General features: G+C 54.1%; 21 protein-coding genes, 2 pseudogenes and 1 other annotated feature. Of the genes and pseudogenes, 18 read left to right on the top strand and 5 right to left on the bottom strand.

What is annotated here, in order from left to right; genetic code table 11:
* The first annotated feature begins 63 nt into the window (after positions 1-63).
* The 5 genes from ACUTSW_RS05290 (at position 64) to ACUTSW_RS05270 (ending at position 6,741) form a co-directional block, all read left to right on the top strand.
* Complete coding sequence (locus ACUTSW_RS05290; RefSeq protein WP_006324895.1) at positions 64-783, top strand: gluconate 2-dehydrogenase subunit 3 family protein; 720 nt, start codon at positions 64-66, stop codon at positions 781-783.
* Positions 784-785: 2 nt separating this feature from the next.
* Positions 786-2,567, top strand: coding sequence for a GMC family oxidoreductase (locus tag ACUTSW_RS05285; RefSeq protein WP_062791963.1), 1,782 nt, complete (start codon positions 786-788; stop codon positions 2,565-2,567).
* Positions 2,568-2,579: 12 nt separating this feature from the next.
* The gene (locus ACUTSW_RS05280) at positions 2,580-3,917 is read left to right on the top strand and encodes a c-type cytochrome (protein ID WP_063197644.1); all 1,338 of its coding nucleotides are present in this window, start codon (positions 2,580-2,582) and stop codon (positions 3,915-3,917) included.
* A gap of 255 nt (positions 3,918-4,172) precedes the next feature.
* Complete coding sequence (locus tag ACUTSW_RS05275) at positions 4,173-5,456, top strand: hypothetical protein (protein WP_006324897.1); 1,284 nt, start codon at positions 4,173-4,175, stop codon at positions 5,454-5,456.
* A 151-nt stretch (positions 5,457-5,607) separates the two neighbouring features.
* Positions 5,608-6,741, top strand: a complete 1,134-nt coding sequence (locus ACUTSW_RS05270; RefSeq protein ID WP_062870622.1) for an ABC transporter substrate-binding protein — start codon at positions 5,608-5,610, stop codon at positions 6,739-6,741.
* A gap of 38 nt (positions 6,742-6,779) precedes the next feature.
* Here the strand turns inward: ACUTSW_RS05270 and ACUTSW_RS05265 are convergent, their stop codons facing one another.
* The 4 genes and pseudogenes from ACUTSW_RS05265 to ACUTSW_RS05250 all read right to left on the bottom strand — a co-directional run.
* Positions 6,780-7,466 carry a MarC family NAAT transporter gene (locus ACUTSW_RS05265; RefSeq protein WP_062870623.1) on the bottom strand — a complete coding sequence of 229 codons (687 nt, stop codon included), beginning with the start codon at positions 7,464-7,466 and terminating at the stop codon, positions 6,780-6,782.
* 136 nt (positions 7,467-7,602) lie between these two features.
* Positions 7,603-7,824, bottom strand: a complete 222-nt coding sequence (locus tag ACUTSW_RS05260) for a hypothetical protein (protein WP_062870624.1) — start codon at positions 7,822-7,824, stop codon at positions 7,603-7,605.
* A gap of 285 nt (positions 7,825-8,109) precedes the next feature.
* A pseudogene (locus ACUTSW_RS05255) lies at positions 8,110-8,281 on the bottom strand (integrase core domain-containing protein); the annotation flags it as partial.
* Between the two features lie 15 nt (positions 8,282-8,296).
* Positions 8,297-8,398 (bottom strand): annotated as a pseudogene (locus ACUTSW_RS05250) (transposase); the annotation flags it as partial.
* A 220-nt stretch (positions 8,399-8,618) separates the two neighbouring features.
* Here ACUTSW_RS05250 and ACUTSW_RS05245 point away from each other — a divergent pair.
* From ACUTSW_RS05245 to ihfA, 9 genes are all read left to right on the top strand, one after another.
* A complete protein-coding gene (locus ACUTSW_RS05245) occupies positions 8,619-9,578 on the top strand; it encodes a hypothetical protein (RefSeq protein ID WP_445583861.1) in 960 nt (319 codons plus the stop codon).
* Between the two features lie 296 nt (positions 9,579-9,874).
* Positions 9,875-11,803 carry a threonine--tRNA ligase gene (thrS, locus tag ACUTSW_RS05240; RefSeq protein ID WP_006324903.1) on the top strand — a complete coding sequence of 643 codons (1,929 nt, stop codon included), beginning with the start codon at positions 9,875-9,877 and terminating at the stop codon, positions 11,801-11,803.
* A 3-nt stretch (positions 11,804-11,806) separates the two neighbouring features.
* On the top strand, positions 11,807-12,358 hold the full coding sequence (gene infC, locus ACUTSW_RS05235) for a translation initiation factor IF-3 (protein WP_013812633.1): 552 nt from the start codon (positions 11,807-11,809) through the stop codon (positions 12,356-12,358).
* A gap of 98 nt (positions 12,359-12,456) precedes the next feature.
* Entirely contained in the window at positions 12,457-12,654 is a 198-nt protein-coding gene (gene rpmI, locus ACUTSW_RS05230; protein ID WP_004943591.1) for a 50S ribosomal protein L35, read from the top strand.
* Between the two features lie 43 nt (positions 12,655-12,697).
* Positions 12,698-13,054, top strand: a complete 357-nt coding sequence (rplT, locus tag ACUTSW_RS05225; protein WP_004943595.1) for a 50S ribosomal protein L20 — start codon at positions 12,698-12,700, stop codon at positions 13,052-13,054.
* A gap of 113 nt (positions 13,055-13,167) precedes the next feature.
* Positions 13,168-13,290 (top strand) — a sequence feature (Phe leader region).
* Positions 13,172-13,216 (top strand): pheST operon leader peptide PheM, encoded by a 45-nt coding sequence (gene pheM / locus ACUTSW_RS05220; protein ID WP_120978403.1) that lies wholly within the window; start codon positions 13,172-13,174, stop codon positions 13,214-13,216. (Overlaps the previous feature by 45 nt.)
* A 203-nt stretch (positions 13,291-13,493) precedes the next feature.
* A complete protein-coding gene (gene pheS / locus ACUTSW_RS05215; protein WP_004943598.1) occupies positions 13,494-14,477 on the top strand; it encodes a phenylalanine--tRNA ligase subunit alpha in 984 nt (327 codons plus the stop codon).
* A gap of 14 nt (positions 14,478-14,491) precedes the next feature.
* The gene (pheT, locus tag ACUTSW_RS05210; protein WP_434462945.1) at positions 14,492-16,879 is read left to right on the top strand and encodes a phenylalanine--tRNA ligase subunit beta; all 2,388 of its coding nucleotides are present in this window, start codon (positions 14,492-14,494) and stop codon (positions 16,877-16,879) included.
* A 4-nt stretch (positions 16,880-16,883) separates the two neighbouring features.
* Positions 16,884-17,180 (top strand): integration host factor subunit alpha, encoded by a 297-nt coding sequence (ihfA, locus tag ACUTSW_RS05205; RefSeq protein WP_004943604.1) that lies wholly within the window; start codon positions 16,884-16,886, stop codon positions 17,178-17,180.
* Between the two features lie 216 nt (positions 17,181-17,396).
* Here the strand turns inward: ihfA and ACUTSW_RS05200 are convergent, their stop codons facing one another.
* A complete protein-coding gene (locus ACUTSW_RS05200; protein WP_013812635.1) occupies positions 17,397-17,525 on the bottom strand; it encodes a hypothetical protein in 129 nt (42 codons plus the stop codon).
* A 232-nt stretch (positions 17,526-17,757) separates the two neighbouring features.
* On the opposite strand from ACUTSW_RS05200, the gene ACUTSW_RS05195 reads away from it, so the two are divergent.
* The 4 genes from ACUTSW_RS05195 to btuD all read left to right on the top strand — a co-directional run bounded on the left by ACUTSW_RS05195 (position 17,758) and on the right by btuD (position 20,785).
* Entirely contained in the window at positions 17,758-18,234 is a 477-nt protein-coding gene (locus ACUTSW_RS05195; RefSeq protein ID WP_445583860.1) for a DUF2502 domain-containing protein, read from the top strand.
* A 175-nt stretch (positions 18,235-18,409) separates the two neighbouring features.
* Complete coding sequence (gene btuC, locus ACUTSW_RS05190) at positions 18,410-19,417, top strand: vitamin B12 ABC transporter permease BtuC (RefSeq protein ID WP_004943610.1); 1,008 nt, start codon at positions 18,410-18,412, stop codon at positions 19,415-19,417.
* A gap of 41 nt (positions 19,418-19,458) precedes the next feature.
* Positions 19,459-20,010, top strand: a complete 552-nt coding sequence (locus tag ACUTSW_RS05185) for a glutathione peroxidase (protein ID WP_445583859.1) — start codon at positions 19,459-19,461, stop codon at positions 20,008-20,010.
* A 19-nt stretch (positions 20,011-20,029) separates the two neighbouring features.
* Entirely contained in the window at positions 20,030-20,785 is a 756-nt protein-coding gene (gene btuD, locus ACUTSW_RS05180; protein ID WP_062870626.1) for a vitamin B12 ABC transporter ATP-binding protein BtuD, read from the top strand.
* Positions 20,786-21,068 lie beyond the last annotated feature (283 nt).

Raw genomic sequence — 21,068 nt, 5'->3', positions numbered from 1 at the left:
AATCCCGCAATGTTCACAAGGTTGAGGTTAAATAGTTGTGATTATCTTTGGATGGAATGTGACATGTCGGACGATAAAACTAACAACTCACGGCGCGATTTCCTGCTGAAATCGATGACTTTAATTCCCGCAGCGGTAATTGGCGGCAGTGGCGTCAGCGCCCTGACGGCACCCATGCCAGCTGTCGCGGCTACAGACACCCCAACGGACTACCAGCCCACGTTTTTCACCCCGGAAGAATGGGCATTTATCAAGGCCGCTGCGGCGCGCCTGATCCCGGCTGACGATCGTGGCCCTGGTGCCCTGGAAGCCGGCGTGCCGGAGTTTATCGATCGCCAGATGAATACTCCGTATGCCACAGGTTCAATCTGGTACATGCAAGGGCCATTCAACCCGGATGTGCCGAAAGAGATGGGTTACCAGCTACCGCTGGTGCCGAAGCAGATTTATAACCTGGGCATCAGTGACGCCGATGCCTACTGCAAGAAAACTGCCGGCAAGCCCTTTGCCGAGCTGGACGCTGCACAGCAGGATGCGCTGCTGCAGAAGTTTGAATCAGGTGAGGCGGAATTCTCGCAGTTACCGGCCAAACTGTTCTTTTCCTACCTGCTGCAAAACACCCGCGAAGGTTTCTTCAGTGATCCAATCCATGGCGGCAACAAAGACATGGTTGGCTGGAAGCTGATTAATTTTCCGGGCGCGCGCGCCGACTTTATGGACTGGGTTGAGCGAGGGGAACGTTATCCCTTCCCACCGGTATCAATTCGTGGGGAGAGGGGGTAACAATGGCAACGGTAATGAAAAAAGTGGACGCGGTGATCGTCGGCTTCGGCTGGGTCGGCGCGATTATGGCCAAAGAACTGACCGAGGCGGGCCTGAACGTGGTGGCGCTGGAGCGCGGCCCGATGCGCGATACCTATCCGGACGGCTCCTACCCGCAGGTGATTGACGAGCTTACCTATAATATCCGCCGAAAATTGTTCCAGGATCTGTCGAAAAGCACCGTGACCATTCGGCATAACACCAGCCAAACCGCAGTGCCTTATCGCCAACTGGCGGCCTTCCTGCCGGGCACCGGCGTAGGTGGCGCGGGCTTGCACTGGTCCGGCGTGCATTTTCGCGTTGACCCGATCGAGTTGCGCATGCGCAGCCACTATGAAGAGCGCTACGGCAAGAGTTTTATCCCGAAAGACATGACCATTCAGGACTTCGGCGTGACTTACGACGAGCTGGAGCCGTTCTTCGATAAAGCCGAAAAAGTGTTTGGCACGTCCGGCACCGCCTGGACGGTAAACGGGCAGAAAGTGAGCCAAAAGGGCGGCAATCCGTTCGCGGCCGATCGTTCCAGCGATTTCCCGCTGCCGGCGCAAAAGAATACTTTTTCGGCGCAGCTGTTCGAGAAGGCGGCGCGGGATGTGGGTTATCATCCGTATAATCTGCCTTCCGCCAACACCTCGGACTCCTATACCAACCCCTACGGCGCGCAGATGGGGCCGTGCAACTTCTGCGGTTTCTGCAGTGGTTACGCCTGCTACATGTATTCCAAGGCATCGCCGAACGTCAATATTTTGCCGGCGTTGCGCATGGAGAAGCGCTTCGAGCTGCGTACCAACGCCAACGTGCTGAAAGTGAACCTGAGCGCTGACAAATCCCGCGCTACCGGCGTGAATTATGTCGATGCCCAGGGCCGCGAAATTGAACAGCCGGCTGAGCTGGTGATCCTGGGTGCCTTCCAATTCCACAACGTGCATCTGATGCTGTTGTCCGGCATTGGCAAACCTTACGATCCTGTGACCGGCGAGGGCGTGGTTGGGCGTAATTTCGCCTATCAGAACTTGACCACCATTAAGGCGTTCTTCGACAAAGACGTGTTCACCAACCCGTTCATCGGCGCCGGCGGCAACGGCGTCGGGGTGGACGATTTCAACGCCGATAACTTCGACCACGCCAAAGAAGGCTTCGTCGGCGGTTCGCCATTCTGGGTCAACCAGGCGGGCACCAAACCGATTTCCGGCTTGCCGACGCCTCCGGGCACCCCTGCCTGGGGCAGCAAGTGGAAAGCGGCAGTGGCGGATGCCTACACCCATCACGTGTCGATGGACGCCCACGGTGCGCATCAGTCGTACCGCAGCAACTATCTGGACCTGGATCCCACCTACAAGAACGTGTTTGGTCAGCCGCTGCTGCGCATGACGTTCGACTGGCAGGAAAACGACGTCAAGATGGCGCAATTCATGTACGACAAAATGGCACCGATCGCCAAAGCGATGAACCCGAAATTGATCGCCGGCAGCCCGAAAAACGCCAACAGCCATTTTGACACCACCAGTTACCAGACCACGCACATGAACGGCGGTGCGGTAATGGGCGAAGATCCGAAGACCAGCGCGGTAAACCGCTATCTGCAAAGCTGGGACGTGCACAACGTGTTTTCCATCGGCGCGTCGGCCTTCCCGCAAGGGCTGGGTTACAACCCGACCGGCACCGTGGCCGCGTTGGCTTACTGGTCTGCCCGCGCGATTCGCGAGCAGTATCTGAAAAACCCAGGCCCTCTGGTGCAGGCATAAGGACGGCGATCGATGAAAGCATTTGTTCCCGCGCTGATTCTCAGTGCATTGAGTTTTTCCGTTTGGGCGCAGGACGCCACGGTCAGCAGCGAGTTGATCAAACGCGGCGAGTACCTCGCGCGCGCCGGTGACTGCGTGGCCTGCCACACCAACGGTAAAAGCGGTAAAGAGTTTGCCGGTGGTTTGGCGATGGAAACGCCGATCGGCACCATTTACTCCACCAATATCTCGCCGGATAAAAAGACCGGTATCGGTGATTACAGCTTTGAAGACTTCGATAACGCGGTGCGCAAGGGCGTAGCCAAAAACGGCAGCACTCTGTACCCGGCGATGCCTTATCCGTCGTTCGCGCTGGTGAAAGAGGACGACATGCGCGCCATGTACGCCTATTTCATGCACGGCGTGCAGCCGGTGGAGCAGGCTAATAAGGATTCCGATATCCCCTGGCCGCTGTCAATGCGCTGGCCGTTGAGTATTTGGCGCGGCATGTTTGCGCCGACACCGGCGGATTTTGTCGCTGACGCCAAAGCCGATCCGGTGGTCGAACGCGGTCGTTATCTGGTGGAAGGGTTGGGGCACTGCGGCGCCTGCCACACGCCGCGCAGTATCACCATGCAGGAAAAATCGCTGAGCAATAACGACGGCGACAACTACCTGTCCGGCAGCAACGCGCCGATCGACGGTTGGGTAGCCTCCAGCCTGCGTGGAGACACTAAGGACGGATTGGGGACCTGGAGCGAAGCCGAACTGACCGAGTTCCTGAAAACCGGTCGCAACGACAAATCCATCGTGTTCGGCGGCATGAGCGACGTGGTTGAACACAGCCTGCAGTATCTCAGCGATGAAGACCTGACGGCGATCTCGCGCTACCTGAAAACGCTGCCGCCGAAAGATGGCAAGCAGCAGGCGGCTCCGGTCGAGGATAGCGTTGCCAAGGATCTGTGGCGTGGTAACGACAGCAAGCCAGGCGCGGCGTTGTACGTCGATAACTGCGCGGCCTGTCACCGTACCGACGGTGTGGGTTACAAACGCGCCTTCCCGGCACTGAAGGGCAACCCGGTGGTGCAAACCGACGATGCGACCTCGCTGATCCACATCGTGCTGACCGGCAATACCACGCCGGCGGTGAAAGGGGCGGTGTCCAACCTCACCATGCCGCCGTTCGGCTGGCGCCTGAACGACCAGCAGGTGGCGGATGTGGTTAACTTTATCCGTTCCAGTTGGGGCAACAGCGCCAAGCCAATCGATGCCTCGGACGTGGCCGACGTGCGTAAAGACCGCACGATGATCCGCAATGAGAAGGAGATGGGTAGCGCCGAAGTGCCGGATCATCCGGACGCCAACAAGTAAACCGCCAGGGGCCTCCAGAGGCCCCTGTTTTTTGCCTCTCGCCATCCATTCCCGCACTGAAAATCGCTCATGAAGCGCGCAGTTAGCCGCCAAGAGATAGACCCGAGCAGCGTTTTTAATTATCCTTTGCCATCCTTTTTTCAAGCACAAGAATGAAATACTGCATTAATCCCTTGATTAATGTTAAAAAATTCGCGGAGAAGGATATCCCATTGAGCGCAATCGTTGTCGCTGAAGAGTAAGGTGAGCTTTCCTATGAGTACGATTTCTCCCGATTCAGGTACGCAGGCCGCTACCCAAGCGGCCAAATGGAACAAAACCGATACGGTGTGGATGTTTGGCCTCTATGCCACCGCTGTCGGCGCAGGCACGCTGTTCCTGCCGATCAATGCCGGTTTGAACGGCCCTTTGGTGCTGTTGTTGATGGCACTGTTTGCCTTTCCTCTGACCTATTTACCGCATCGCGCACTGAGCCGCTTTGTGCTTTCCGGTTCCAGCCGCGACGGCAATATCCATGATGTGGTGGTCGAACACTTTGGCGTGCTGGCGGGTAAAATCATCATGGTGTTGTACCTGATGGCGTTTTTCCCGATCGTGCTGGTATACAGCATTTCGATTACCAACGCCCTGGACAGCTTCTTGATCCATCAGTTTCACCTGACGCCGTTGCCGCGTATCTGGTTGAGCCTGGCGGTGGTGGTGGTGTTGAATCTGGTGCTGTTGCGCGGTAAAGACGCGATTGTCGCGGCGATGGGCATGCTGGTGTTCCCGTTACTGGTGTTCCTGATGGGGATTTCGCTGTACCTGGTGCCGACCTGGCAGACGGCGAACTTCGTCAGCGGCTTGGCCAATACCCAGTTCAGTAGCCCGGATTTGTGGCATTCGTTGTGGCTGGCGGTACCGGTGATGGTGTTTTCCTTCAGCCATGCGCCGATTATTTCGTCCTTCGCCTCTACCCAGAAAAGCCTGTATGGCGACAAGGCCGAACGCCGCTGCGCACGCATCATGCGTTATAGCTACGTGCTGATCTGCGTCACCGTGCTGTTCTTTGTCTTCAGTTGCGTGCTGAGCTTGTCTCATGCGGACATGCAGCAGGCGAAGGATCAGAACATCACCGTGCTGACCACGCTGGCGAACAAATTCTCCAACCCGTTGATTGCCTATCTTGGCCCGGTGATGGCGATACTGGCGATGTCCAAGTCCTATCTCGGCACTTCGCTTGGCGTTACCGAAGGGGCGACCAGCCTGATTGACGGTTTGACGCGAGCGGTCGGTAAGCCGTTAAGTTCGCGCATCACGCATCGCCTCTCCGCCGTGCTGCTGTTCCTGCTCACCTGGGCGGCCACGGTCTGGAATCCTAGCGCGTTGCATATTATCGAAACCATCAGCGGCCCGTTGATTGCGGTAATCCTGTTTATTTTGCCGATGTATGCGGTGCGTGCGGTGCCTGCGATGCACCGCTACCGTGCGCCGAGCAACGTCTTCGTGCTGGTGATGGGCCTGATTGCGCTTTCTGCGCTGATTTACGGCCTGGTTTAACCTCTGTGGCGCGCCGAAACCGGCGCGCCACGCTTCCTTCTGATTCACATCTATTTTCAATTAAACCGTCATCTGCTTAGCGTTATCTTTGATAATAGAAGCCATTCTCATTATTATTTACCGAGAATTTTTCTACGCTAAGGAGCTTTACGTGCATCGTCGAATCACCCTGCTGGCATTGGCCTGCGCCTGCGTTTTATCTGCTCAGGCGATGGCGACCACCTATCCGTTGACCCTGACCGACACTTCCGGCGCAAGCGTGACGATTAAACAAGAGCCGAAACGCGTTGTGGTGCAGGACGGGCGCGATATTTTGACGCTGGCTTTGCTTGATCGCGCCGATCCCTTCACCCGGCTGGTGGCGTGGAACAACCTGCTGAAGAAAAGCGACGGTGAAACCTGGAAAATCCTCGAGAGCAAATGGCCTGAGGCGAAGAACATTATCGATATGGGCTTCAGCGACAAGGGCGAGATCAATCTGGAAAGCGTGATAGCGAAACACCCCGATCTGATGGTGGCGCAGTTGCGTTCCAAACCGTCGTTGAGCCAGACCGGCGTACTGGACAAGCTGAAAGCGTTGAACATTCCGGTGCTGTTTATCGACACCATGCTGAAGCCGGTGGAAAACACCCCGAAAAGTATCCAACTGTTGGGGGAGACACTGAACCGCGAGAGCGAAGCGAAGCAATACACCGATTTCTACCAGCAGCATTATCAGAGCATCCTCGATAAAACCAAAACGGTGGAGCCAAAGCCGCTGGTGTTTATCGAAGCGAAAGCCGGTTTGAACGGGCTTGAGTCTTGCTGCTTCACGCATTCGCACGTCGGCTGGGGTGGGATGGTCGAAGCCGTGGGTGCCCGCAACCTGGGTTCCGAACTGCTGCCCGGTGCCACCGGCGACGTCTCGCTTGAAAAAGTGATCAGCATGAAGCCGGATGCCTATATCGTTTCTGGCTCCCAGTGGGCCAGCAAAACCAATGCCGCGGTGCCCTTTGGCTATGGCGTTACCCAGCAGCAGGTTGACGAGGCTTTCAACCGCATGAAACAGCGTCCGGGTTTCGCCCAACTCTCGGCGGTGAAAGAGGGCCGTTTCTACGGCATTTACCACAACTTCTATAATCACCCGTACAACATCGTTGGGTTGGAGTATCTGGCGAAGTTTATCTACCCGAATCAGTTCACGGAGTTGGATCCGGCGAAAACCTACAGCGAGATCCTCAGCCGCTTTACCGAAGTGCCGGAAGGAAAGGGGATTCTGGGTGCTCAGGCACCGGTAGGGAAGTAAACATAGCGGGCGCGTTTCACCGATTCGCGCCCGTGTTATCAGGCCGCAGGCGTGTAGGTGGAGATAATCTCCAGCACGCCGTTGATAATGAACTGCACGCCCATACACACCAGCAGGAACCCCATCAGGCGCGAGATCGCCTCGATCCCGCTTTTGCCCACCAGGCGCATAATGGCACCGGAGCTTCTCAGGCAACCCCAGAGTATTACCGCCACCGACAGAAAAATCGCCACCGGCGCCACCAACAGTACCCAGTGCTCAAATCCCAGTACATTAGCTTTAATGCTTGATCCCGAACTGATGATCATGGCAATGGTGCCGGGACCGGCGGTGCTTGGCATGGCCAGTGGCACGAAGGCGATGTTGGCCGAGGTTTTCTTGCGCAACTCGTTTGACTTGGTTTCCACCTCCGGCGCATCTTCTGCACTTTGCTGCGGAAAAAGCATGCGAAAACCGATAAACGCCACAATCAGCCCGCCGGCGATGCGCAGGCCGGGAATGGAGATGCCGAAGGTGTTCATGACCAACTGACCGGCGTAGAAAGCTACCGTCATGATGAGGAACACGTAGACCGACGCCATCAGCGACTGCTGATTGCGCTCTTCACGTGTCATATTGCCCGACAGGCCAAGCAACAACGCCACGGTGGTAAGCGGGTTGGCAAGCGGCAGTAGCAGCACCAGACCCAATCCGATGGCCTGGAATAACTGCATGATACTCGACATAAAGCAGACCTCTGTTTTCAGTTAACGCCGTAAGACGGCGCAAAATAGTAGAGTAGCCTGCCGGGAGATCACGGGCAATGGCGAGAGGGGGATATCATGTGAAAATACACCATGTTGGCAGTGTAGGGGCCCCCGATCAGCCCCGCGTATCGGGTGGCGTCAATTCAGGTGCCGCGTCGGCGGAGGCGTCGTCGTCGTTCACACAGTCGTTGGCAATGTCCGGGGTATCTTCGCACTCCATCGGCGGTTCGTTGACCGCAATGGCTCGTGGGTGGCGATCGGTGCCGAGGTGAAGCAAAGTGAAACTCGCCACCAGCACCACGCAGACGCCGACGAGTAACTTAAATAACCGGTTCATGATGCGGGGGAATGTCTCAATTCAGCCGTGAGTGGCAACAGGATAGCGGTAGCGGACAAGGTTCGCCACAGCTGATTTGTGCAATGTTATTACTTGCTCATTGCGGATGAAATTTCCTGCAGGGAACGCAGCCACCTCAAGAGAGCATGTCTTGATGCTTATCAAAATCTGCTCTTTCCGATAACGTAGAAATGCAATCATCAATGCCTCGTTACTCCCCTAATGGCACCCTGGCTAACCAATGCAGAAGCTAGGGCTGCCTTTGTAAGCCTATCCGTTTTAGTTTCATACACTTTTTGAGATTTCCGGTTTTTTCGGCCATCAGCCGGTATTCTTCCGGTGTCAGGCTATTCAGGGATTCATGAGGCCGCCCGCTGTTGTATTCAGCCAGCTAGCGCGCCGTGATCTCCTGTGCTTCATTCAGCGTTCTGAACAGGTAAAAATCCAGTATTCCTGTCCAAAATCTGGCTTTAGAGATAGCGGCCTCACGGCAAACCTCTTTGACCGTACACCCGGCTTCGACAGACTTTAGAACGGCGATGATCCGGTGTTCAGTGAATCGGGCTTTACGCATAGCGTTCTCCTCAGGGGATATAATCCGTATGTCGGAAGATCGCTAAAAGTGAATAGTTCGGTTAAGCGGGACACTTATACCTTGTTTACTCCTCTATTACACAACGGGAATGAAGAGATCGTATGGGCTACAAGTGAGAAATTGAGTCGTTGGAGATTATATCAGTCCACCTGTATTCATATTTATATCAATATTCACCAGTAAGTTAAAAGGAGTAAAAATGATGATGAGGATTTTATTTATTTTGTGTCTCGGCCTCGCTACAGGTTCTGCGTCGGCTGCTGGACCGAATGTGAATATAAAGCATTATGGTTATGATTGGCTCGACTTTTATGAAAATGCTTCCCCCTCTTATAGTGCAACCGCAGCCTTAAATGCGATTTCTGACGTTGGGGTCAGTACGACAAACCTTAATGTCGTGCATTCCATTAAAAGTTTGAGTTTGCCTATTTGTGCCCAAGGGCAATGTGTGCTGAATGTGCAAGCTGGATCCGGCTCCGTTGCAGGTTCGCCGTTCGTGGATATTTGCCCAGGAGCAACAAATGACAGTAGCTGTCAGGCTGCAGGTTCATGGGCTAATATTTGGCGTATTGTGCAGGAAATCAGTAAGGCTACATATCGTCCAGGCGCTATTTATTTTATTGATGAGCCGTTCGATGTTTCCGCTTTGCAAACTGGCGATAAATATGTTCCATATCAATATGCCAGTTATCTATGCACTCTCCGACAGGCCATGAAAAATTACGGGTTAACTGTTCCGGTTTATACTGTTCTGAGTTACAGGCACACCCATATGCCAGAATATGTCAATGAAATACAAAAAGGTGCACCGACAACTGCCTGCCCTGGAGATGTGAATAGTAAGCCTGACTGGATAGGGGTCGATAATTACAATTGGTCCGTATCTGACATGTGGGAAACCTACAACCGTCTGGCACCGACCAATAATAGTCAAAAATGGGTTTTGGTTCCGCCGTCTAGTGCGTCCCTTGGCCTGAATGACGAACAGCTTCATACGCAAATTCAATTGTATTGGGATTTTATTAACCAATATCCCAAAGCGCCGGTGGTTTACATCATGAACTGGCGGTTTGACAGGAGTGTTACGGAAAATCGCGATGTGTATAAGACATCAACTGCGCTGTTATCTTTTATGGCGAACACTATTCTCGCCAATTAGGAATAAATAGCGAACGTCTTGTCCTCGCCGTCAACCGGCGAGGATAGGTTTTTCCGTACTGGTGGCGAGCAATCCTGTTTGACAAACTCTCCGGTAGATGGCGCGCTAATCATAGTGTTACACTGCCCGTTCCGTTATGGCGTCGCACCATGGCACACCGTAAATTGTGTGCTTATGAGGGTACATATTTGGCAGAGTGAAGCTGAATAGCGTTCATAACAACATGTAGTTAAACGATATTGTATTTCTTCATGTGATCTGTCGTGTGGGTCACCACTGTAGATAAGGAATCATTAATGCCTGTTATTACTCTTCCTGACGGAAGTCAGCGTCATTTCGACCGCGCCGTTTCCCCCCTGGATGTTGCCCTTGATATCGGCCCTGGTTTGGCCAAAGCCTGTATTGCCGGCCGTGTAAACGGTGAACTGGTTGATGCCGGCGATCTGATCGAATCCGATGCGCAACTGGCGATTATCACCATCAAGGACGCCGAAGGCCTGGAAATCATGCGCCACTCCTGCGCGCACCTGTTGGGCCATGCTATCAAGCAGCTGTGGCCGGACACCAAAATGGCCATCGGCCCGGTGATCGACAACGGTTTCTACTATGACGTTGATATTGACCGCACCCTGACGCAGGAAGACCTGGATCTGCTGGAAAAGCGGATGCATGAGTTGGCCGATAAAGATTATGACGTCATCAAGAAAAAGGTCAGCTGGCAAGAAGCCCGCGACACCTTTGCCGCGCGTGGTGAAAACTACAAAGTGGCGATTCTGGATGAGAACATCAGCCATGACGACCGTCCTGGCCTGTATCACCATGAAGAATATGTCGACATGTGCCGCGGTCCGCACGTGCCGAACATGCGTTTCTGCCATCACTTCAAACTGCAGAAAACCTCGGGCGCCTACTGGCGTGGCGACAGCAAGAACAAAATGCTGCAGCGTATCTACGGTACTGCCTGGGCAGACAAGAAACAGCTGAATGCCTACCTGCAGCGTCTGGAAGAAGCCGCCAAGCGTGACCACCGCAAGATCGGCAAGCAACTCGACCTGTATCATATGCAGGAAGAAGCGCCGGGTATGGTGTTCTGGCACAACGACGGCTGGACGATTTTCCGCGAGCTGGAAGCCTTTGTGCGCATGAAGCTCAAAGAGTACCAGTATCAGGAAGTGAAAGGGCCATTTATGATGGACCGTGTGCTGTGGGAAAAAACCGGCCACTGGGAAAACTATAAAGACGCCATGTTCACGACTTCGTCGGAAAACCGCGAGTACTGCATCAAGCCGATGAACTGCCCGGGACACGTGCAGATCTTCAACCAGGGCCTGAAGTCTTACCGTGATTTGCCGCTGCGCATGGGCGAGTTCGGTAGCTGCCACCGCAACGAGCCTTCGGGTTCTCTGCATGGCCTGATGCGCGTGCGTGGTTTCACTCAGGATGACGCCCATATCTTCTGTACCGAAGAGCAGGTGCGTGCCGAAGTGAACGAATGCATCAGAATGGTCTATGATGTTTACGGCACCTTTGGCTTCGAAAAGATCGCAGTTAAACTCTCCACCCGCCCTGAGAAGCGCATCGGCACTGACGATATGTGGACTCGTGCGGAAGAGGATCTGGCTGCGGCGCTGACCGAAAACGGGATTCCGTTTGAATATCAGCCGGGTGAGGGCGCCTTCTACGGACCAAAAATTGAATTTACTCTGCATGATTGTTTGGATCGTGCATGGCAATGTGGTACCGTGCAGCTCGATTTCTTCTTACCGGGCCGTTTAGGCGCGTCGTATGTTGGCGAAAACAACGATCGCGTGGTACCGGTAATGATTCACCGTGCTATTTTGGGCTCCATGGAGCGTTTCATCGGTATCCTTACCGAAGAGTACGCAGGGTTTTACCCAACCTGGATTGCTCCGGTGCAGGTGGTGGTGATGAATATCACCGATAGCCAGTCTGATTATGTCCAGCAATTGACCAAAAAACTGCAAGAGGCAGGGATTCGTGTTAAAGCGGACTTGAGAAATGAGAAGATTGGCTTTAAAATTCGCGAACATACTTTACGTCGGGTTCCTTACATGTTGGTGTGCGGTGATAAAGAGGTCGAATCAGGCAAAGTTGCCGTTCGTACCCGCCGTGGCAAAGACCTGGGAAGCCTCGACGTAAACGAAGTCGTAGACAAGCTGCTGAAAGAGATTCGCAGCCGTAGTCTTCATCAACTGGAGGAATAAAGTATTAAAGGCGGAAAACGAGTTCAACCGGCGCGTCCTAATCGCATTAACAGAGAAATTCGCGCGCAAGAAGTTCGCCTAACCGGCGTCGATGGCGAGCAGATTGGTATTGTCAGTCTGAATGAAGCTCTTGAAAAAGCTGAGGAAGCGGGCGTTGATTTAGTAGAAATCAGCCCAAATGCCGAACCGCCAGTTTGCCGAATCATGGATTACGGCAAATTCCTCTACGAGAAGAGCAAGTCGACCAAAGAACAGAAGAAGAAGCAAAAAGTCATTCAGGTCAAGGAAATCAAATTCCGTCCTGGTACCGATGATGGCGACTATCAGGTCAAACTACGCAACCTGATTCGCTTTCTGGAAGATGGCGATAAAGCCAAAATCACCCTGCGTTTCCGCGGACGTGAGATGGCGCACCAACAGATCGGTATGGAAGTGCTTAATCGCGTCCGTAAAGACCTGTGTGAAGATTCTGATTTGGCCATTGTCGAATCCTTCCCTACGAGGATCGAAGGCCGTCAGATGATCATGGTGCTCGCACCGAAAAAGAGACAGTAAAGGCTTCCAAGTAATCGAACCCGCGCAGCGCTTGCGTTGTGTGGGTTTTATTCGCCTTACTGATCGTTGTTTAACAATGCGAAGTGGATTTAATTAAAATGCCAAAGATTAAAACTGTACGTGGTGCAGCCAAACGCTTCAAAAAAACCGGCAGCGGTGGTTTTAAGCGCAAGCATGCTAACCTGCGTCATATTCTGACCAAAAAAGCAACCAAGCGTAAACGTCACCTGCGTCCGAAAGGCATGGTGTCTAAAAACGATATGGTCCTGGTTGTTGCGTGCCTTCCGTACGCATAAGCCATTTTTTTTGAATCCAGAATAAGACTTTAGGAGAGAGCATATGGCTCGCGTAAAACGTGGTGTAATTGCACGCGCACGTCACAAGAAAATTTTAAAACAAGCGAAAGGTTACTACGGTGCCCGTTCGCGCGTTTATCGTGTTGCCTTCCAGGCAGTAATCAAAGCAGGTCAGTATGCTTACCGTGACCGTCGTCAACGTAAGCGTCAGTTCCGTCAGCTGTGGATTGCACGTATCAACGCAGCAGCTCGTGTGAACGGCCTGTCTTACAGCAAATTCATTAACGGCCTGAAAAAAGCCTCTATTGAAATTGACCGTAAGATCCTGGCTGACATCGCAGTCTTCGACAAAGTGGCCTTCGGCGCACTGGTTGAGAAAGCGAAAGCAGCACTGGCGTAAGTCAGTAAAAGAGGGAGCTTGCTCCCTCTTTTATCTTTGTTTTTCAGTACGAATATTGACTTTTATTGACCGCCGCTATATCACTGGTGGGCAATCAATCGACAAGGTTAAGCAATCATGCACGTTGTTATTTTTCGTTTCTTTTTTTACTTTAGCGCCTGATCTCAGGAGGCTTTGCGCGTAAGAAAAGAAACGAAAAGTAGCGCCTAAGCCTCCCCTGTGGAGGCTTTTTTGTTTTTGGCCATACCCTTTGTCTTTCAAACTACAGCGGCGTTGGCCGCGTGTGTTCACCCCAGTCACTTAGTTATCTAAGCTCCCGGGGATTCACCCACTTGCCGCCTGGCTGTAGCTTGAAATCCTGTGGGTATGACATAGGCCAGATAACATACAATTATCAGTCATTACTTAGGGCCATACCGGCCAGAGGAAGAGGAAAGCAATGCCACATCTCGCAGAGCTGGTTGCCAATGCTAAAGCAGCCGTAGAAGATGCCCAGGATGTTGCCGCGTTGGATTTGGTACGCGTCGAATATTTAGGCAAGAAAGGCCATTTTACCTTGCAGATGCAATCGCTGCGTGACGTGCCGGCGGAAGAACGCCCGGCGGCCGGGGCGGTGATCAACCAGGCAAAACAGGCGGTGCAGGATGCGCTGAACGCGCGTAAAAACACGCTGGAATCCGCTGCGCTGAACGAGCGTCTGGCTGCAGAGACTATTGATGTTTCCCTGCCAGGCCGTCGTATGGAAAACGGCGGGCTGCATCCAGTGACCCGCACCATCGATCGTATCGAAGCCTTCTTTGGCGAACTGGGCTTTTCAGTCGAGACCGGGCCGGAAATTGAAGACGATTATCATAACTTCGACGCGCTGAACATTCCAGGGCACCACCCGGCGCGCGCCGATCACGACACCTTCTGGTTCGATGCCACGCGCCTGCTGCGCACTCAGACTTCCGGCGTGCAGATCCGTACCATGAAGAACCAGCAGCCGCCAATTCGCATTATTGCGCCGGGTCGCGTTTACCGTAACGATTACGACCAAACGCATACCCCGATGTTCCATCAGATGGAAGGCCTGATTGTCGACAAAGACATCAGCTTCACCAACCTGAAGGGCACGCTGCATGATTTCCTGAATAACTTCTTTGAAGAGGATTTGCAGGTTCGTTTCCGTCCGTCGTACTTCCCGTTTACCGAACCGTCCGCTGAAGTGGACGTCATGGGCAAAAACGGCAAGTGGCTGGAAGTTCTGGGTTGCGGCATGGTGCATCCGAACGTTCTGCGCAACGTGGGCATCGACCCGGAAATCTATTCCGGCTTTGCTTTCGGCATGGGCATGGAGCGTTTGACGATGTTGCGTTATGGCGTCACCGACCTGCGCGCGTTCTTCGAAAACGATCTGCGTTTCCTCAAACAGTTTAAGTAAGGCGGGAATATCACATGAAATTCAGTGAACTCTGGTTGCGCGAGTGGGTAAACCCGGCCATCAGCAGCGAAGCATTATCCGATCAAATCACCATGGCCGGCCTGGAAGTGGACGGCGTGGAGCCGATAGCCGGCGTCTTCAACGGCGTGGTGGTTGGCCACGTGGTTGAATGCGGTCAGCATCCAAATGCGGACAAACTGCGGGTGACCAAGGTTAACGTGGGCGGCGACCGCCTGTTGGATATCGTCTGCGGCGCGCCGAACTGCCGGACTGGCCTGAAGGTGGCCGTTGCCACCGTGGGCGCAGTGCTGCCGGGCGATTTCAAAATCAAAGCTGCCAAATTACGCGGCGAGCCTTCTGAAGGCATGCTCTGCTCGTTCTCCGAATTGGGTATTTCCGACGATCACGACGGTATTATCGAGCTGCCGGAAGATGCGCCGATTGGCACCGACATCCGTGAATACCTGAAGCTGAACGACAACACGATCGAAATCAGCGTAACGCCTAACCGTGCAGACTGTCTGGGCATCATCGGCGTAGCGCGTGATGTTGGCGTGCTGAATCAGGTGGCGCTCACCGAACCGGACATGAGCCCGGTTGCCGCCACGATCAATGATACGTTGCCGATCCGCGTTGACGCACCGCAGGCGTGCCCGCGTTACCTCGGTCGCGTAGTCAAAGGCATCAACGTCAAGGCCGCCAGCCCGTTGTGGATGCGTGAGAAACTGCGTCGTTGCGGTATCCGTTCCATTGACGCGGTGGTTGACGTTACCAACTACGTGCTGCTGGAACTGGGTCAGCCAATGCACGCCTTCGACCTGAGCCGCATTGAAGGCGGTATCGTGGTGCGTATGGCCGAAGAAGGGGAAACCCTGACTCTGCTGGACGGCAACGAAGCCAAACTGAATGCAGACACCCTGGTGATTGCCGATCACCAAAAAGCGCTGGCGATGGGCGGCATCTTTGGTGGCGAACATTCAGGGGTGAATGACGAGACCCAGGACGTGCTGCTGGAGTGCGCCTTCTTTAGCCCGCTGTCGATTACCGGCCGCGCGCGTCGTCAGGGCCTGCACACCGACGCTTCACATCGTTATGAGCGTGGCGTTGACCCTGCGCTGCAGTACAAGGCGATGGAGCGCGCTACCCGCCTGCTGATTGATATCTGCGGCGGCCAGGCGGGCCCGGTTATTGATGTTACCACCGAAAGCGAACTGCCGAAGCGCGCCACTATTACGTTGCGCCGTGAAAAGCTGGATCGTTTGATTGGTCATGCGGTACCAAGCGAGCAGGTGAGCGATATTCTGCGCCGTCTGGGTTGTCAGGTGACCGAGCAGGGCGATAACTGGCTGGCGGTGGCGCCGAGCTGGCGTTTCGATATGGAAATCGAAGAAGACCTGGTTGAAGAAGTCGCGCGCGTTTATGGCTACAACAATATTCCTGACGTGCCGGTACGTGCCGATCTGGTCATGACCAAGCACCGCGAAGCCGATCTGACGCTGAAACGCGTGAAAACTCTGCTGGTCGATCACGGTTTCCAGGAAGCGATCACCTACAGCTTCGTTGATCCTAAAGTGCAGGCCTTGCTGCACCCGGGCGAAGAGGCGTTGATCCTGCCAAGCCCAATCTCGGTAGAGATGTCGGCTATGCGTCTGTCATTGTGGACCGGCCTGCTGTCTGCGGTGGTGTATAACCAGAATCGCCAGCAAAGCCGCCTGCGCCTGTTTGAAAGCGGGTTGCGCTTTGTGCCTGATACTGCGGCAAATCTGGGCATCCGTCAGGATGTCATGCTGGCAGGGGTGATTGCGGGCCATACGCATGAAGAACACTGGGATCTGGCGCGTAAGCCGGTCGACTTCTATGATTTAAAAGGCGATCTGGAGTCGGTACTCGAGCTGACCGGTAAATTATCCGAAATTCAGTTCAAAGCCGAGGCCAATCCGGCATTGCATCCTGGGCAAAGCGCGGCGATTTATTTACAGGGCGAACGCGTAGGTTTCATCGGTGTGGTTCATCCGGAACTTGAACGTAAACTGGATCTTAACGGCCGTACAGTGGTGTTCGAACTGGAGTGGAACAAGGTCGCAAGCCGCGCCGTGCCTCAGGCGCGGGAGATTTCTCGCTTCCCGGCAAACCGCCGCGATATCGCCGTTGTGGTGGCTGAAAACGTCGCCGCAGAAGATATTTTGGCAGAGTGTAAGAAAGTTGGCGCAAATCAGGTAGTTGGCGTAAACTTGTTTGATGTGTACCGTGGCAAGGGCGTAGCGGAGGGTGATAAGAGCCTGGCTATCAGTCTGGTATTGCAGGATACCGCTCGTACACTGGAAGAAGAGGAGATAGCCGCTACCGTTGCAAGATGCGTAGAGGCTCTAAAACAGCGATTCCAAGCATCCTTGAGGGATTGAACCTATGGCGCTTACTAAAGCTGAAATGTCAGAACACCTGTTTGAAAAGCTTGGGCTTAGCAAACGGGATGCCAAAGACCTGGTAGAACTGTTTTTCGAAGAGGTGCGTCGTGCTCTCGAGAACGGTGAGCAGGTTAAACTGTCAGGTTTTGGCAATTTTGATTTGCGTGACAAGAACCAACGTCCTGGGCGTAACCCGAAGACCGGCGAGGACATTCCGATTACGGCGCGCCGCGTGGTCACTTTCCGTCCGGGACAAAAGCTGAAAAGTCGGGTAGAGAACGCCAGCCCGAAAGAGTAAGTCGCATGAAACCAAAAAGGCCGCTTTGCGGCCTTTTTCTTTTTCCGAGTTAAATTAGGTTTATTCTTAACTTATACCGCCACGAGATTTTTCAGGTGGTGATATTAATCCCTCTCGTTCAAGCTAAAATAATATTCTCGTTGCGGATTATTCTTATGGCTATTTAGTATTAATTGTTTTTTTGAATAAAAAAAAAGGGGCCGAGGCCCCTGACGGTTAATAATGATTATAGTAGTGACCCGGCCCGCCGCCACGGTGCCCGCCGCCGTGCGGGCCGAAGCAGCAAGCGCTGAGCGCTGAAGCCAGTACGGCAACGGTCAATAGCATTCCAATGCGCTTAATCATAATAATGTCTCTCCGGTGGTTGTTGGCTTAATTATAAATAGCCTGGTGGCGATACGTACGTCAGTTATTCGTTAAAGGTTGTCAGTAATTATATTAATTAAACGGCAGGGCCGGAGTGTATGGATTTCGTAAGGGAGATGAAAACGATCTGAAAATAGGCATTGGTGAGATAGGCGCTAAATAAATGCGCTGATATAACCACTCAAGCGAGAAAATAAAGTGAGAACATAAAATGAAAAAGTTCCTGTTGCTGGTTTGTTTACCGTTGCTGCTGCCGGTGGCTGCGCAGGCGGATGTCTCTATTGATATCAACGTGCCGGGCGTTTCGGTACATCTGGGCGATCAGGACCGCCGGGGCTATTATTGGGATGGTTACGACTGGCGTCCGCCGCAGTGGTGGCATGCTCATCAGGGCCGCGGTATGGGCGAGCGGAATAACCATGGCATGTACTGGGATGGAGGCCGCTGGCAACCGAAGCCACCGCGTGGTTATGAGCACCGTGGCCCGGATCGCGACGGTAATCCGTTCCGTGGCGAACGCGATAATCATGATAACGGCAACCGTCATGACAATGGCGGCCGTGACAATGGTCGTGGTAACGATCAGGGCCGCAGTAACGATCAAGGCCGTGGCAATGATAATGGTCGCGGTAACGGTCACGGCAATGGCGAACCCTATCCGCCGAACGGCAATGGCCCGCGCCCTTAATTAATTTTACAGCGGCTGCTTTTGCCATCACCTGTGGGTGACGGGCAGGTGCAGCCGCCGTTTTCCTGTCATAGTGCTTATGCAATGCTTCCCCTTCTGGCGCTAACCCCCTAATATTTGACCCAGACGTCAATTATTCGGCCGTAAATACGGCCTGCAGGGAATCGCCGCGCCAATGCTGACCAGCCAAACCTTTTCTTTATTGCTCCAAAACCAACGCACTCGCGACAAGCGCCATCTGTGGTTGTTGATGCTGGGCGTTGCGGTGGCTTTTGTTTTCAGCCTCAGTGCCGGTGACATTTGGCTCTGGCCCTCACAGTGGCTTAGCGAGCCCGCGCAGCTGTTCGTCTGGCAGTTGCGGCTGCCGCGTGCGCTGGCGGTGATGCTGGTAGGCGCCAGCCTGGCGGTGGCTGGGGCGGTTATGCAGGCGTTGTTCGAAAACCCCTTGGCCGAGCCGGGCCTGTTGGGCGTCGCGAACGGCGCCGGCGTGGCGCTGGTGCTGACGGTGTTGCTGGGCAACGGTTTGCTGCCGGTGGCGCTGATGAGCTTGAGCGCCATCGTCGGCGCGTTAATCATGACTTTTCTGCTGCTCAGTTTTGCTCGCCGCCGGCGGTTAACCAATGCGCGCTTGCTGTTGGTGGGGGTTGCGCTGGGCATCGTTTGCAGCGCGGTGATGACCTGGGCGGTGTACTTCAGTTCCAGCCTGGATCTGCGCCAACTGATGTATTGGATGATGGGCGGGTTTGGCGGTGTTGACTGGCGGCAAAAGTGGTTGGTGCTGGCCCTGTTGCCGGTGCTGCTTTGGTTGTGTTGCCAAGGCAAGGCGCTGAACTTTATGGCCCTGGGGGAGATTCAGGCGCGTCAGCTCGGGCTCTCTTTGCATCTGTGGCGCAACCTACTGGTGTTGGCGATTGGCTGGTTGGTGGGCGTCAGTGTGGCGCTGGCCGGGGTGATTGGTTTTGTCGGACTGGTGATCCCGCATATGCTGCGCCTCAGCGGTCTGACCAACCAGCGTTACCTGCTGCCCGGATGCGCGCTGGCCGGTGGCGGTGTGTTGCTGGCGGCTGATGTGGTGGCGCGTATCACCCTGTTGTCGGCAGAATTGCCCATTGGGGTGGTAACTGCCACCCTCGGAGCACCGTTATTTATCTGGTTACTGACCCGGGTAAAAAGCGTAAGGTAGTTTCTTCTGTTCACCTGCAAACAAAACAAGAGGATAAAGCTATGTCTCAACCTATCTATGACATTCCGGTAAACACTATCGAAAATCAATCCACCACCCTGGGCGAATATGAAGGCAAAGCGCTGTTGGTGGTTAACGTGGCGTCTGAATGTGGCTTGACCAAGCAATATGAAGGGCTGGAAGCGTTATACGAAACCTATCGCGCACAGGGGTTTGAGGTGTTGGGCTTCCCGTCCAATGAGTTCCTGGGGCAAGAACCCGGCAGCAATGAAGAGATCCTGGCATTTTGCCGCGGGACCTTCGGCGTACAGTTCCCGATGTTCGCCAAAATTGAAGTGAACAGCGACGACCGCCATCCGTTGTATCAGGCGCTGATTGCCGCAAAACCGCAGGCGGTCGCGCCAGAGGGCAGCGAGTTCCTGGCGCGTATGAGCAGCAAAGGCCGTGCGCCGAAGCAAACCGGCGATATCCTGTGGAACTTTGAAAAGTTCCTGATTGGGCGCGATGGCCAAGTGATCGAGCGTTTCTCGCCGGACACGACGCCGGAAGATCCGGCGCTGGTGACCGCTGTCAAACAGGCGTTGGCCGGATAACAAGGAGCGGTAATCCATCATGCTGCAGCTCAGTCAGGTTGGGGTAGAAGGGCGTTTAGCCCCGTTTTCAGCGCAGGTTGATGCTGGGTTGCAGTATCACCTCATCGGCCCGAACGGCGCCGGTAAAAGCACGCTGCTGGCTCGGTTGGCGGGCATGCTGCCCGGTTCAGGAGAACTCTTGCTGGCGGGCCAACCGTTGGCCGGCTATCAGGGAAGTGAACTGGCGCTGCGCCGCGCTTACTTAAGCCAGCAGCAGCCGCCTGTCGCGTTGATGCCCGTGTTCCAATACCTGGCGTTACACCAACCGGCGGGCGCCGCTGAAGCGGCGGTGGAGAGCACCATTCTCTATCTTTGCCAACGTTTAAAGCTGATGGATAAGTTGCCACGCATGCTGACTCAGCTTTCCGGCGGTGAATGGCAACGGGTGCGGCTGGCGGCGGTGTTGCTTCAGGTGTGGCCGACGGTTAACCCCTACAGCCAACTGTTGCTGCTGGACGAACCGACCAATAGTCTGGACGTGGCGCAGAAGGTGGCACTGGATCGCCTGCTGCGCGAGTTTTGCCAGAGCGGCCGTAGCGCTTTGGTTTGCGCCCACGATCTCAATCACACTTTGCAGCAGGCCGATCGGGTTTGGCTGTTGCACGCCGGTCGGCTGGTCGCGCAGGGCGTTACGCGAGAAGTGATGGAACCGGTATTGCTTTCACAGATTTATGACGTCGACTTTCATCTGCAGGCGGTTGGCGATCAGCGCTGGATCATGACCAAGACGGCGTAGCGCGAAAATCGACTTAAACGTAAATTAAACGGACCCGATATAAATAGACGGCTAACCATAGGCCGTTATTTCTTTTTCTCTTTTAAATTAACTCCCCCACATTGAAAACCGTCGCTGACGTGCTACGCTGATTTAGTTCAAATAAAATAAGTAAGTAATTATTTATAAATATAATCATTTGATTTTAATGAATTATTTATGCCTTGATGATAAGTCCCTTAAACCTGATAGCCAACTGATAATTAATCTTACCTTAAGGTTTAGTTAAGCTTGGGGCCGTACA

This window comes from Serratia sp. TSA_198.1 (assembly GCF_052686505.1).
This window is presented reverse-complemented; position numbering and strand designations above follow the sequence as displayed.

Bases quoted from the DNA above. Each gene is read 5' to 3' on its own strand.
- ACUTSW_RS05290 (WP_006324895.1), top strand. From the start codon at position 64: ATGTCGGACGATAAAACTAACAACTCACGGCGCGATTTCCTGCTGAAA.
- ACUTSW_RS05285 (WP_062791963.1), top strand. From the start codon at position 786: ATGGCAACGGTAATGAAAAAAGTGGACGCGGTGATCGTCGGCTTCGGC.
- ihfA (WP_004943604.1), top strand. From the start codon at position 16,884: ATGGCGCTTACTAAAGCTGAAATGTCAGAACACCTGTTTGAAAAGCTT.
- rplT (WP_004943595.1), top strand. From the start codon at position 12,698: ATGGCTCGCGTAAAACGTGGTGTAATTGCACGCGCACGTCACAAGAAA.
- pheT (WP_434462945.1), top strand. From the start codon at position 14,492: ATGAAATTCAGTGAACTCTGGTTGCGCGAGTGGGTAAACCCGGCCATC.
- ACUTSW_RS05245 (WP_445583861.1), top strand. From the start codon at position 8,619: ATGATGATGAGGATTTTATTTATTTTGTGTCTCGGCCTCGCTACAGGT.
- ACUTSW_RS05265 (WP_062870623.1), bottom strand. From the start codon at position 7,466: ATGTCGAGTATCATGCAGTTATTCCAGGCCATCGGATTGGGTCTGGTG.
- ACUTSW_RS05185 (WP_445583859.1), top strand. From the start codon at position 19,459: ATGTCTCAACCTATCTATGACATTCCGGTAAACACTATCGAAAATCAA.
- ACUTSW_RS05275 (WP_006324897.1), top strand. From the start codon at position 4,173: ATGAGTACGATTTCTCCCGATTCAGGTACGCAGGCCGCTACCCAAGCG.
- ACUTSW_RS05200 (WP_013812635.1), bottom strand. From the start codon at position 17,525: ATGATTAAGCGCATTGGAATGCTATTGACCGTTGCCGTACTGGCTTCA.
- ACUTSW_RS05260 (WP_062870624.1), bottom strand. From the start codon at position 7,824: ATGAACCGGTTATTTAAGTTACTCGTCGGCGTCTGCGTGGTGCTGGTG.
- ACUTSW_RS05280 (WP_063197644.1), top strand. From the start codon at position 2,580: ATGAAAGCATTTGTTCCCGCGCTGATTCTCAGTGCATTGAGTTTTTCC.
- pheS (WP_004943598.1), top strand. From the start codon at position 13,494: ATGCCACATCTCGCAGAGCTGGTTGCCAATGCTAAAGCAGCCGTAGAA.
- thrS (WP_006324903.1), top strand. From the start codon at position 9,875: ATGCCTGTTATTACTCTTCCTGACGGAAGTCAGCGTCATTTCGACCGC.
- btuC (WP_004943610.1), top strand. From the start codon at position 18,410: ATGCTGACCAGCCAAACCTTTTCTTTATTGCTCCAAAACCAACGCACT.
- btuD (WP_062870626.1), top strand. From the start codon at position 20,030: ATGCTGCAGCTCAGTCAGGTTGGGGTAGAAGGGCGTTTAGCCCCGTTT.
- rpmI (WP_004943591.1), top strand. From the start codon at position 12,457: ATGCCAAAGATTAAAACTGTACGTGGTGCAGCCAAACGCTTCAAAAAA.
- ACUTSW_RS05195 (WP_445583860.1), top strand. From the start codon at position 17,758: ATGAAAAAGTTCCTGTTGCTGGTTTGTTTACCGTTGCTGCTGCCGGTG.